Here is a 12,968-nt window from a genome sequence, read left to right on the forward strand (position 1 = left end):
AGGAACGAATTCCGCAAATAGGCCGGGGGAACCTGCAAATAGAAACAAAATCCTGCAAATAAACAAGTAAAACTTGCAAATAGAAACCCAATTAACAAGGCCCAAGCCCAAAAAAAGGGCCGCCCGGTCAGTCCGGACGGCAATAAATTGGAGAATTGGATGATGTTCGTAAAGTGACGAACTTCAGTAAGTATTAAATACTGATAATCTTATTAAAACATATTCCATAAAAGTCTGGATTTCGGCTGAAGGCCGATTTTTTTAAAAGAATATAGCTTTTACTAGGTTATATAAGCATTTATAATGAAAATATAATAATTGGAATAATTTTTGGAGAGTGGAAACTTTGGATTTTTCTGTTATAGGAGACAAGATAAAAGAACTGCGCAGAATACAAAGAATTACTCAAAAGGAGCTGGCAGAGGATATATGCACTCAGGCGCAAATCAGTAAGCTTGAGAATGGTGAAGTAATTCCGTGTGCATCAACTCTTTTTTTAATATCTCAAAAACTGGGCATTGATGTGAATTATTTCTTCAATATTGGTTTAACGCCAAGGCTGGACTATGTCGAAGAAGTGGCCAGACAGCTCAAAATAGCACGGCGGAATTTTAGATATCGGGAGATGGAAGAGATAGTGGAGATGGAAGAAAGGAATCCGCTTTTTTATCAAAACCAGAAATATCTTCAGCTTCTTATTTGGCACAAAGGCATATGCCTCCATCACGTCCATTCGGACTTTGAACGGTCTCTGCAAACTCTTGATGAAGCTTTGGAACTGACTAATGAAAAATTCCGGACGGAACAGGAGATGGAAATTCTCTTAAGCAAAGGCATCGTATTCTTTGAAAATAATATGCTGGATGAAGCTATTCAGATTTATGAAAGTGTATATACAGAGATGAAAAATCTTCCCCAATTGCGGGATTATATATTAAAAACTAAACTGCTCTATAATATGGCCAGAGCTTTTACCCGGAAAGGATTATATGAAAAATCAACTGAGGTGTGCATAGAAGGAATCGAATGGAGTATTGAAAAAGATAACCTCTTTTTGTTGGGAGAACTGCACTATCATATTGGCTACAATTTCGAACTGTCGGAAGACTATCGTTCTGCTCAAGATTATATGAATAAGGCATTGCTGATTTTTGACCTGCAGAAGGATCAGAAATATTCGGATTATATTAATGGCAAGTTAATGAAATGGCAGGAAGAAAATATTATAAAAAATACCTGATGCTCATCCATCAACATCAGGTATTCTTTGACATCAATGTTGGTATACGCATGTGTTGATGCCGATGATTTTTAAAAACTCTTTTATTTTAGTGAACGACTGGTTTTTAAATCCTTCAGGTATAGTCAGCTCCGTAACATAAGCCATTTTTCTTTTTGAGTTAGCGTTAAGTTCCGTTAATTCTTCATGGATGCTGTAAACCTTTCTTGCCAATTCTTCGTTTTGTTCTTCTTCACAAGTATAGATAACCGCTTCTCCAACTTTCATTGATGCGTTTCTAAAGTAGAATGAAAAAATGATCGCGCTTTCGTTTTCGATAAACTTCGGCTGAATTTTCATATCAAGATTCATACCCTTTCACCCTCCCTGCATCTTTATGCCCTTATCATAACAAAAATAGTTCCTTTTGCTGATTGAAATCTGAAGGTGATTTAGATATTAGAATGAGTATTTTATATTAAAAAGTAAGGTTTTTATATAAAATTATAACTATAGGAATATTCCTGAAAGAATATAATCAGCGTCACTGCTCTGCAAAAGAAGGAAATTTATGCTGGCTTGTTGAATTTGAGCAGTAAGTAGGTTTTAATTGCAAAAAAATAGACACTTCAGATGAAGTGCCTCAATTGGAGATTAATAAGACAAGGGCCAAGCCCTTTGAAATTCTAACAGATATGCAGTCAAAATTAGAATATAGTCGGAAGCTCTTGAGTTGTAACTCCGCCGCCGCCGTTATTTCCAGCAGCAAAAGTAATGCCTGCAGCTCCAAATACAAAAGTGAATACGGCCATCATAACTAATAAACGTTTTTTCATGAAAATTCCTCCTTGCTTTTTAAAATTAAGGAACTATCTATATTAAACCATAAAGAATTCAGAAGCGTTTTTTGTATATTTATTTAATTTTACCAGTATACTTTGTCTTATATCCTTTTTCCTGTTTATCAACAATAAAAATATAACTCTAGGCATATTTACATGAAAGGGGTGAAAAGGATGAATTTCTCCGCGATTGGCCAAAGAATCAGGGAACTAAGAAAACTGATGAATTTATCACAGGGAGAGCTTGCTAAAGGGATTTGTACGCAGGCGCAGATCAGCAAAATTGAAAAGGGTGATGTGTATCCCTATGCATCTACTTTATATTTAATATCCGAACGCCTTGGTGTGGATGTGAACTATTTCTTCGACATTGGCACAACGCCCCGGCTGGATTATGTGCAGGAGGTCTTAAGGCAATTAACCTTGGCCAGAAGAAACTCAGATTACAGGGAAATGGAACAAATCGTAAAAACAGAAGAGAAGAATCCATTATTCCAGCAAAACAATAAAAATTTCCAGGTTCTATTATGGCATAAAGGAATTTGCCAGTATATGCTTCATAAGGATTCTAAAGCAGCGATTGACATTCTTTCTAAAGCGATAGCTTTAACTCATTATACTGACAAGATCTGGTCTGAACGTGAAATAGAAGTTTTGCTGAGTATCGGTTCTGTCTACTTTGAAGAAAAAGATTATAAAAAATCGCTGAAAGTCTATTTTGAAGCAAAAGAATATCTTCATCAGCTGCCATTCATTAATGACCATACTTTATTGTGCAGACTTTATTATAATATTGCGAGATCACTCACACGTCTTGAGAAGTATGGTGATTCAATTAAATACTGCAGGGAAGCCGTCAGGTGGTGCATTGAAAAAGACAACCTTTATCTTCTTGGGGAGCTTCATTATCATATTGGCTACAACTATGAAATTCAAGGCAAGTTCCAGAAAGCAAGAGAATGCATGCAAAAATCCCTGATTATTTTTGAGCTTCAGGAAGATGAGAAGTACGTAAACTTTATTAATAGTAAAATTCAAAAATGGCATACCTTTGCATAAGCCTGTCCGGATTAGACAGGCTTTTTTTTCGATGGGCTGATTTTGAAAAAATTGCTGAATTTTCCCCAAATTTGTCCTCCTGCATAGTATATTAATAGATGTACAAAATATTAGGAGGAAAAGATGAAAAGTTTAAAGAGATTCATATTTACATTATTGTTAGTTCTTGCCGGCTTCGTCCATTTGGAACATCGGGCAGAAGCTGCAGCTGTGAATCCGGCAGAAGTTTATACTTATGAAAAAATGCAGGCTGATATTGTGGAGCTTGCCAAGCAATACCCGGATCTTATTACATATAAAGTTATTGGAAAAAGTGAATATGGAAGAAATATTTATGCCGTATCACTTGGAAAAGGCGGAACAAACATATTTATTAATGGATCCCACCATGCCAGGGAATGGATGACTACTACGCTGAATATGTATATGCTTGAACAGTATGCTTCAGCCTATAAGAGCGGACGGACAATAGCGGGTGCGGATGTGCGGACTCATTTGAACAGAACCACCATGTGGTTTGTGCCAATGGTTAATCCGGATGGTGTGACACTGCAGCAATTTGGGTTAAAAGCATTTCCTTCGAGTGCGCATGCTGGATTAATCAAAATGAATGCAGGAAGCAAGGATTTTAAACGCTGGAAAGCAAATGGAAAGGGCGTCGATTTGAATCGCCAGTATCCTGCTGACTGGGCGAATATTAAAAGCAATCCGGGAAAGCCATATTATAAGAATTATAAAGGATCCCAGCCGCAATCGGCTTCTGAAGTGAAGGCGATTATAAACTTTGTGAATGAGATTAAGCCTGCATCTGCTCTTGCTTACCATTCAAGCGGGCAGATTCTTTACTGGAAATTCCATCAGACAGGTGCTTTATACGATCGGGATCATCAATATGCGAAAGCCATAGGGAAAATGACAGGATATAGCCTGGTGTACCCGGGTGCCAGACCTTCAGGAGGCGGCTTTACTGATTGGTTTACTTCAACACATAAGCTTCCAGGATTTACACCGGAAATCGGCAGATATGCCGGTGAAACCAGCTTGCCGCTTTCAGAGTTTCAAAGCATTTGGAAGCAAAACCAGGGTGTAGGGCTTTATGTAGCAGGCATCGGCTATAACTTAAGCGGGGCAAAAACAAGTTCAAAGGTTACCCAGGCAACAAACCAGACAAATGATGCGGTTGCAAAATCAAGAAAGCTCCGATCCTATTATTCTGGAAACATAAAAAGTACAAGTGATTTCAAAGTAAGTGCAGACTTTGCAAAAGCCTACCAGAATGCAAGTAAAAGTATTGCTTCAGCAGAAACATTGCTGAAAGGCCTTCCTCAAAGCGATCAAAACCGGTTAATGGCAGTGCTGAAGGAAGCTTATGATCATAAAGCCCGGGCAGCAGTCTTTATCGATACAGAAAAAACCGGAGCACAGCTGACAGCTATGAATTCAGAGCTAATTAAATTGATAGATGCTGGTACTCTGGATGAACACACAGTGGAAACTTACCATAAGCTTTCATACCAGATTAAGAAAGCGGGGCTGTTTATTAATAAGCTTTATGGGCCTCATGTACGTGACATTGCTGCAGAAAAGTATGTATTGCCTGCAAAGATTACGAAAGAGACAGTTATTTACGAAATTTCCAGATACATGCTTATGGAAGAAATTCAGATTAACCTTGATGCTGATAAGCTCGATATAGTTGAGAGCCAATTGGCGGAGTTAAACAGGCTTGAAAGACGTTCTGCTGAAATTAAAGAAGCAGGCAACAAGCTTTATCCTGGAAAATACCGTGAATTGCCTGGATTTGAAGCAGTGCTTACAGAAATGAAGCAGGAAATCGTGAAAAAGTATGAAGTCTTAAAGCCTTCAGAGGAGCAGCCAGAATTGGATCCGGCTCAGGAGCAGGAAGACAGCTCACAGGAAATGGACCCGGCTGTTAATACCGAAAGTGAAGTGCCATCAGAACAGGGTTCGGAAGCAGACACTAGTACAACAGAAGAACCCGAAGCTGGTGCCTCTCAAACCAGTGAAGAAGCTGTTATAGAAGAGCAGCCATAAGTGTACCATTAGAGTTGGGTTTATAAAAACCCGGCTCTTTTTTTAGATAAGAATGTATAAATTCTGAAGTTAGATAACTGTCTAGCTCCAGGCGCCATCGGCTCGAGGTCATAAGCTTGTCTAGTTTAGGCTCCTAGGGACTCGAGGTCATAAGCCGTTCAAAACCACCTTCTTCCAGGGACCGTCTTGTGCTTGTCGTCCCTGGGCAGTCGCCTCAACATTTCTTCCAATCCGGCCAAAAGGTTAAAGAACAACCTTTCAGCCGGCTCGTCTTATGCTTGAGGCCCGCACGGATGCGGGTCATGCGGACGTTGCCACAGGACGTGGCGGTTTTAGTCTGCGTTCCTAGGTAGGCGGGCGCCTTCTGCTTTTCTTTGTCGAATAATTTAATATGGTAAAACTTTCTATTAATTGAAAATGATAGTAATATTATGATAGCAACTATCACTTTACGGTTATGAGGAGGAAGGGAATGGAAAGCTGGCTGAAAAAATCTATTACTCTAGCAGCAGGAATTGGCATTGCTGCCGGATCTCTGCTGGGGGCATCTGGTGTATCGGCAGAAAGAGGAAAAGAGGTGCCGGGCATTTCGGCGGTGCAAATTGACCAGCCGTCAATGCAAAAGAAGCTGGAGCTGTCAAAAGAATCTGCATTAAGCGGAGATACTCTCGTGGTTAAATTTAAAAAGCCGCTCACTCAATCGCAGCACAAAATGGCAGGAGGAACATTGATTAAGCAGTTCTCCAATTTAAATTATGCTGTTGTTAAAGTGAGGAATAAAACTCAGTTCAGCAAAGTATTAACCAATTACAAAAAGCTGAACGGAGTGGTATCCGCCTATCCAAGCGTCAATTACAAACCGCTTTCGCTGCCGGACCCCAAAGCAAAAGAGCAATATCAAAACGAACTCCTTCAGCTCGAAAAAGCACAAAAACTGGCAGGGAAAAACTCTGTAACGGTTGCAGTAATCGATCAGGGTGTGGACGTGAACCATCCTGATTTAAAGGGAAAGCTGCTCCCGAGCTATAATGCAGTCAATCCAATGAGCCCCGGTACACCTGATTATCATGGCACCCATGTGGCTGGAATTATTGCAGCCAATAAGAATAACGGCATTGGCGGCTATGGTGTTAATCCAAATGCGAAAATTCTTCCGATTGATGTTTTTGACAGGGGATGGGGCGCTTCAGATTATGTGATTGCCCAGGGGATTCTGTATGCAGTAGAAAAAGGTGCAAAAGTAATCAATATGAGTCTCGGCGGACCTATGAAATCTCCTCTGATTGAAGAAGCGCTCAAAAAGGCAGCTGAAAAGAATGTTGTGGTGGTGGCAGCAGCAGGCAATACAGGGGATGATTCACTAAGCTATCCTGCTGCCTATGAAGGTGTCATCAGTGTTGGAAATATAAACAGCAGCAAAAAGCTGGGGATTCTATCTACATATGGCACATCCGTTGATATTGTAGCTCCTGGTGAAGATGTCTACAGCACTATGTATGAATACGAAAAAAAATCGAGCTTCCGTAAAATGAGCGGAACGTCCATGGCTTCGCCTATGGCAGCTGGAGCAGCATCATTGCTTCTATCCAAGCATCCTGACCTGACTCCGATTCAGATCGAATATATATTGGAGCATACAGCGGAGGATCTTGGTGATAAGGGATTTGATGTAGTATATGGAAATGGTCTGCTTAATCCGGCTGCAGCTATGCAATATGATATTAAGAAGCTGCCTGCACTGACAAAACACCAATTGTCTGAAAAAGAAATTCTGGAAAAAGCAGAAACGGTAAGCCTTGAGAAGAAGCAGACTGTTAAAGGAGCGATTACAGCCCCGTTCCAGGAGAAATGGTACAAAACAGATGTCGAGAAAGGCGATTTAGTTCAATTTGTTCTTAGCGGAGCAAAGCAATTTGATTACAAGCTCAAATTATTTTTGGTTTCCGATGAAGGGAAAGTGGAGCTGGATGTAAACAAAGTCAGAGAAGGCCAAGAGGAAGGAAAGCTGTTTGAAGTTCCGTTTTCAGGAACACTTGCATTCGGAGTTAAGGATGTCAATGGCAGCTTTGATGATTCGGGCAGAGGGCAATCAAAATTCAGCCTTTCCGCTGAAAAGGCATCTGGCATTGAAGAAGATGGGAATTCTATTCACAATATGAGTGCTATTGAATTGCCATACTCATATGGCAAGGAGCTTTTAACTGGGAAAGATGGCGATGATGATTTCTATCAATTCACTGTTAAAGAGGAACAGGCAGTGAAAATTGACTTAGCTAAATTGCCGGGTGTTGATACAAGCATCAGTGTTTATATGGGGGATCAGATTTTTCCTCCTGATATGGAAGAGATTACGGAAGAAGAGAAAAAGGCGCTTCTTGAAGAAATGTTTTACGGCAAATACCCGATTGAGCCTGCATTCTATGCAAACAGGGGCGGAAAAAGTGAAGGGGAGACACTCTCTTTTACAGCTATGCCGGAAATGCCGTATCTCATAAAAGTATCTAATAAAATCGATCAATATTTCTTTGGCATGTATGATTTTATGTTAAACTTCGACTTGCTTGAAGATGAGCAAACTCCTGAACCTTCCCTGATTCCATACAAACTGCAGGTTAATGGAAAAACTTTGCCGGCAGATGAAGATATATTCCCTTATATGATGGATGAGGAAGCCGCTGAAAAAGAAATGGCCGTCAATGGCCTTGAAAAACAGCGCAGTGCATTTGAGGAAATAGAAGAAGAAACAGAAGAAGCATCTGAAGAAGAAGCTGGAGCTGAGCCTGATTTCACTGAAATTCTTAAAGAGGGTGCCCGGCCTTTTAAAATGGATGAAAAAGGTGAAGGCTATATCCAGACGTTAGAAGATGAAGACTGGTTTAGTGTTGTGCCGGATGAAACGGGAATCTATGAATTTAAGTTTGACGATAAAAAAGGCCAGGTTCCATTAATGGAGATTTACCGCATTAAGGAAGAGACAGATATGGAAGGAAACACGTATGCCTATTTGGATCAGATTGGAACCAATATGCAATTTGACTGGGTAAGCATGAAGCTGGATGCATCCATGCTAACGGGTCTGAAAGCTGGAGAGAGCTACTATATTAAGGCTGGTGCAGATTACTATACTGGTTCAACATCTTTTGATCCATACAGCTTTAGTGCCAACATGGTGATTGAAGATCCTCAGGATCCTTATGAAGATAACGATAGCCTGGAGAAAATAAAGAATCTTCCTTCAGCAAAAATCGAGGGGAACCTCGCGATGCCTTTCGATCAGGATGTTTTCTATCTTGAAAGCAAAACAGCTAATATTTATGGGGCATCCATGAAGAGGAAAAATGCTGATGCCAAATGGAAAGCGAAATATCCAAAAGAATTGCTGAGCCCGTTCTATGGAATTGTGGTCATCGCAGAAGATGCAAACAAGAACCGCAAGCTGGATCCGGAGGAATTCGATCGAATCCAGTATATTGAAAAGGGAATTGACAGCGGTGCAACCTATGGATCATTTAAAACAGAGAAAAATAAAAACTATATTATTATTGCCTCCGGCTATTTTGATGGCAATACTCCATTCTCCCTGCTTCCTTATGAATTGACTGTTGCTCCAGTTAACCAAAATGATGAAGATAAGGGTTCTGTGGTGAAGAATAACAAACCTTCTAAGCCGCTAATGTTGAAGAAGTCAGGCAGCAAGCTCTTAACTGCCTCCGGACATCTTAATGCCGGTGTACCGAACGGTGACGAAGATTGGTATGAATTGAAAATAGATAAACAAACGAAGGGCAATATCGAATTTAATGCCGGAACTGAAATTGATGGGGTTGTGACTCTCTATAAAGACGGCAAAGTACTGGCTAATGCAGACTACTATCCTGAAGGGGATGGGGAAGTGATGTACTTTAACCTGAAAAAAGGAGTCTACCATATCAAAGTCCGTGACACATTCGGCGGTTCTACATTGGATTCTTATAGTTTGAAAGTTAACTTGCAATAGAAATAAAAATTCCCTGTCTAATTAGTTAGGCAGGGAATTTATTTATTTCTATTTAGGTTCGTATTTCCACATGTCTGCTTCGTGCCTGAAATATATATGGCCATTCTGATCGATGGCTAAGTCATGTGCACCTTCTTTTTTGATCAGTGTGACTTCCATTGTTTTCGGATCTGCTTTAAATAATACGCCTTCAACTGTTCCATATAGGTAATGATCCTTGCCGAATTGCAGATTCGCATTTTTAAAGCGGCCTGAAATGGCTGGTACAATCATTACCTGTTTTGTTTGGCCGGATTCGATATCGTATTTAAACAGTTTTCCGTCAGCCATCCCAAAGATATAGTTTTCTTCGTAAAAAGTTAACGCATTAATCATGGCAGCTTTTATTGGGAAGTGAAGTTCCTCTTTATCTGAAGGAGAATCAGAAGGAAAGCGGAATAACACAGCATCACTCTTTGCACGCTCATGATTGGCATACACCGATGTGCCCCCATAAATATGATCATGGGCTTGTACAAGGGAAATGATGCTTTGATTTGCTACATAGTTTTCATAATTAATGGTTTCTTTTGTTTCAGGATTATAAACAGACAGCAGTCCGCCGCCAGTGCTTGTTTCAGGATAAGTGCCAATGAACAGCTGATTGGTCTCATTAATCCCAAGCATGGCAGTTGGCCTTTCTTGGCCCATGTCCTTATAACGGGCAATTTCATTTATATTTTGGCCTTCAAACGGTTTTGTCAGATCGTATTCCAGGATTCTCGCTTTTGGATACGCTCCAAAATATAGCTTGTCATTTAAGTATGCCATAGATTCAACCTGGCTTATGCCCTTCACATCTTTTGTTTCACCGCTTGCAATGTTAAAAAGGCCAAGCCCGCCTGACATATAGCCATTAATAATGATCTTATCTCTATCAGGTGTCACTCCCATTGTATATAAAGTGACTGGAAGAGGAGCGAGTTTTGCCTGATGAATCTCATATTCCCGTGTCTCTAAATTATAGGTGAAATAATCCCCATTATTGCTTAACAATCCCGTCAAAGTGTACCCGGGGTAATCCTCTGTTCCCATTTCTACAAAATCTAAATTTATAACGTTCATTCCTTCGAGGGGAACATCAATTTTTACCTTTTCCTGAGTATTAAAATAATAAGCGTACAGCTCTTCATTGTTTGTATAATAAACAGCTTCTTCTGCGGGTGACTTTACAGACACGGTTTTAGACGTTGAATCAAACTCATCAAGAAATTCTAACGTGTTCTTATTAAAAACCAGCACTTTGGGGCTTGGATCCAATTTGGCAAATAAATACTCACCGGCCACTTGAATATCTGATACGTATTTCTCCATCCGGTATTCCCAAGGCAGGAAACGGTCCCTGATTTTCGTGCGGATATTATAGCGGATAAGCTCAGCCTTAGATCCGATCCCCATGAAAATACTCTCTTGTTCTTCATCAAAGTAAACACTTTTTGCAAATTCTTTGCCTCTTATTATTTGGCCATAATCTTTTCTTTCACCTGTTTCAGGTATATAGGAAAATACCGTTCCATTATAAGCTGTGGATCCGTATATTCTTCCTCCTGAGGCGTGCAGATCCTGGATAGAGGTATCCCGGCTGTGCTTTAGTTTATTTCCGTAATCAGTCAGCTTTTTAGAGGAAGGATCGTACTTGTAAATATGTCCGCCTGATGTTCCTCCGATCCAGACGTTTTGATCAGCATCTACATCAATTCCCCAAGCACTTGTGGAATTTTCCAGTGTGTAAGTCTTTTCAGTTTTTCCGGTGGTCAGGTTGACGATAGATAAAGCGGATGGAGTCCCGTGCTGGATGATGTACATATAGGGCGTGTCTTCAGGTGATTTTCCGTATGCAGCTGCCAGGGCAGTTCCGTGGAATACTTGGGGCCCAATCTTTTCGATCACAGGGTTTATTTCTTCTTTTAGCAATTGTGATGGATCTGCTTCTTCTTGAGAAGGTGTCTGGCTGTCATCCAATTCAATACTCTCCTCCTGATCTGTTAAATCTTCTGCGTACGCTGCACTTGAAAAGAAAACCGGTGCGGCAATGAGAGATGCGGCTAGAACGTAATTGGCTTTTAACTTTGATAGATTCATATTTTCCCCCAAAAACTCTTATAGTAATCAGTTCCTACATTACTATAATTATCCAATAATGAAAAGAGCCATCTCCTTTGTTTGGAGCATGGCTCTTCTCACTAGTAAATATCAGCAGCATTTATTTGTATCCATTGATCCTCTGAATCTGCATTCTTCCAATGGATTCCAACCATAACATTTTCGGCGCCTTTTCTGATTTTTTTCGATACTTTAAAGGAGCGGGATACATCTTCTGCAGGAATGGTATTATATGCTTTCCTTTCCCATTGGCCGTTCACCTGATCCTGGATAAATAATTGCACATCGCCTGGATTGGCTGCTTTTCCTTTCAGAGAAACGATAAAAGTAAGCTCTTCAGAAGCAGAGATATTCATGTCGGTCAGGCTGAAGCCTGCTTGTATCGCATTCTCGCTTTCATTCAGAGGTTTCAATACCATGCCTCCGGCGCTTCCTTCCGTTACCCGGAAATCGCCATCCATTCCGAGCAATTTCATCGGCATCAGCTGGCTAAGCCATTCTTCAGCTGAAAATGGTTCGAAATTTGGCGGGACAAAAGAATAAGATGGACTCTTCGAACCGATAGGCTTGAGGTAGTCATAAGCTTCTGTTTCTGATTGTCTGATTTCCTTCTTAATCTTTGCGATTTCGGCTTCGGCATTATCTTTGTTCAGGGTGACTCCGGACTCTGAGTATTTGTTTCTGTCATTCCAAATAGCCTGAACTATTTTTGTCCCTGTATCAGGAGTAAAATGATGTGAGTCTATAAAGTTTGGCAAGTGCCTTGTCATTTCGTTTATATCCATAAAGTGATGAACTGTGCCAAAGGTTTCCGTCAGGTCCATGAGCCAGCGCTCATAACCTTTCAGGTATTCCTCATTCTGCATTTCAATGACAAAACGCGGAAGGGTAACAGGTGTTGTGTAGATAATAAATTTAGTTTTCGGGTTTTCAGCCTTGAGCTGTTTCAGCATCTCGATTACTTTAGGATCATACTCATAGGGTTCATTATTTTGGAAAAATTGATAAATATTCGTTTCAATTCTGGCTTGTCTTAATTGATCATCCACAGGGAAGGGCACAGCCACATTTTCACGATTATAAAACCGGTGATCTATGAATACAGGTTTATTCTTTTTCGATGATTGATAAACAGATATAGATTTTTTCAAAGTATCAAAGGACGCTGTCGACTTGATTCTATAGAGATAGCTGTCAGTCTGTTCAATATAGAACTCCGGTTTTTCTTCGGCAAGCTCGCGGTATTTATTTGTAGCGAAAAAGTCCAGACCCAGGAAAATATATTCAAACGGTTTTCCGTTGATTTCCTTGGCGTAGTCTATATATCCTTTATACTCCTCTGCGTACATAGAGCTTACGGCAAAATTGAACACCTTCAAATCTTTAAAATCATGCTGGTTTATATAAGTAGATCGGCTGCTGCCCAATAAAAGGGCATCATATTGTTCTTCCCCATATTTCAATTTGTTTACTTTCTGCTGCCTTTCATTAAAACCCTGCTGCACATCATTCCATTCGTTTTGATGCCGAAAAAGCCATAATGGATCTGCCGTGTAGTTAAATACAGCAATCGGCATGGCGAAGAGACAGCCTAAAATCATAAAAGCAGCCAGGACTTTTAACAGCCATTTTTTATAAACATTCATGACTAACC

Annotated in this window: 8 protein-coding genes; 4 read left to right on the forward strand and 4 right to left on the reverse strand. The window is 40.2% G+C overall.

The genetic code is table 11. The features are described from left to right. The first annotated feature begins 337 nt into the window (after positions 1 to 337). Positions 338 to 1,240 carry a helix-turn-helix domain-containing protein gene (locus PBF_RS07775; RefSeq protein ID WP_235192221.1) on the forward strand — a complete coding sequence of 301 codons (903 nt, stop codon included), beginning with the start codon at positions 338 to 340 and terminating at the stop codon, positions 1,238 to 1,240. 33 nt (positions 1,241 to 1,273) lie between these two features. Here the strand turns inward: PBF_RS07775 and PBF_RS07780 are convergent, their stop codons facing one another. Together PBF_RS07780 and PBF_RS26995 are read right to left on the reverse strand one after the other, a co-directional pair. Next, on the reverse strand, positions 1,274 to 1,591 hold the full coding sequence (locus PBF_RS07780; RefSeq protein WP_035329133.1) for a hypothetical protein: 318 nt from the start codon (positions 1,589 to 1,591) through the stop codon (positions 1,274 to 1,276). Positions 1,592 to 1,926: 335 nt separating this feature from the next. Further along, positions 1,927 to 2,055, reverse strand: coding sequence for a hypothetical protein (locus PBF_RS26995; protein WP_256815608.1), 129 nt, complete (start codon positions 2,053 to 2,055; stop codon positions 1,927 to 1,929). A gap of 180 nt (positions 2,056 to 2,235) precedes the next feature. On the opposite strand from PBF_RS26995, the gene PBF_RS07785 reads away from it, so the two are divergent. The 3 genes from PBF_RS07785 (at position 2,236) to PBF_RS07795 (ending at position 9,172) form a co-directional block, all read left to right on the forward strand. Then, complete coding sequence (locus PBF_RS07785) at positions 2,236 to 3,120, forward strand: helix-turn-helix domain-containing protein (protein ID WP_035329134.1); 885 nt, start codon at positions 2,236 to 2,238, stop codon at positions 3,118 to 3,120. A 123-nt stretch (positions 3,121 to 3,243) separates the two neighbouring features. After that, the gene (locus PBF_RS07790) at positions 3,244 to 5,175 is read left to right on the forward strand and encodes a M14 family zinc carboxypeptidase (protein ID WP_035329135.1); all 1,932 of its coding nucleotides are present in this window, start codon (positions 3,244 to 3,246) and stop codon (positions 5,173 to 5,175) included. Positions 5,176 to 5,647: 472 nt separating this feature from the next. Further along, positions 5,648 to 9,172, forward strand: coding sequence for a S8 family peptidase (locus tag PBF_RS07795; protein ID WP_035329136.1), 3,525 nt, complete (start codon positions 5,648 to 5,650; stop codon positions 9,170 to 9,172). A 48-nt stretch (positions 9,173 to 9,220) separates the two neighbouring features. On the opposite strand, the gene PBF_RS07800 is transcribed toward PBF_RS07795, so the two are convergent. Next, the gene (locus tag PBF_RS07800; RefSeq protein ID WP_035329137.1) at positions 9,221 to 11,293 is read right to left on the reverse strand and encodes a hypothetical protein; all 2,073 of its coding nucleotides are present in this window, start codon (positions 11,291 to 11,293) and stop codon (positions 9,221 to 9,223) included. Positions 11,294 to 11,394: 101 nt separating this feature from the next. Next, positions 11,395 to 12,960: a hypothetical protein gene (locus PBF_RS07805; protein ID WP_035329138.1), complete on the reverse strand. Its 1,566-nt coding sequence runs from the start codon at positions 12,958 to 12,960 to the stop codon at positions 11,395 to 11,397. Between the last annotated feature and the right edge of the window lie 8 nt (positions 12,961 to 12,968).

The sequence above is a fragment of the Cytobacillus firmus DS1 genome (genome assembly GCF_000565285.1).
Taxonomy (GTDB): Bacteria; Bacillota; Bacilli; order Bacillales; family Cytobacillaceae; genus Cytobacillus; species Cytobacillus firmus_A.

Excerpts from the sequence above, each read along its gene's own strand:
- PBF_RS07780 (WP_035329133.1), bottom strand. The coding sequence starts at position 1,591 with ATGAATCTTGATATGAAAATTCAGCCGAAGTTTATCGAAAACGAAAGC.
- PBF_RS26995 (WP_256815608.1), bottom strand. The coding sequence starts at position 2,055 with ATGAAAAAACGTTTATTAGTTATGATGGCCGTATTCACTTTTGTATTT.
- PBF_RS07785 (WP_035329134.1), top strand. The coding sequence starts at position 2,236 with ATGAATTTCTCCGCGATTGGCCAAAGAATCAGGGAACTAAGAAAACTG.
- PBF_RS07790 (WP_035329135.1), top strand. The coding sequence starts at position 3,244 with ATGAAAAGTTTAAAGAGATTCATATTTACATTATTGTTAGTTCTTGCC.
- PBF_RS07795 (WP_035329136.1), top strand. The coding sequence starts at position 5,648 with ATGGAAAGCTGGCTGAAAAAATCTATTACTCTAGCAGCAGGAATTGGC.
- PBF_RS07800 (WP_035329137.1), bottom strand. The coding sequence starts at position 11,293 with ATGAATCTATCAAAGTTAAAAGCCAATTACGTTCTAGCCGCATCTCTC.
- PBF_RS07805 (WP_035329138.1), bottom strand. The coding sequence starts at position 12,960 with ATGAATGTTTATAAAAAATGGCTGTTAAAAGTCCTGGCTGCTTTTATG.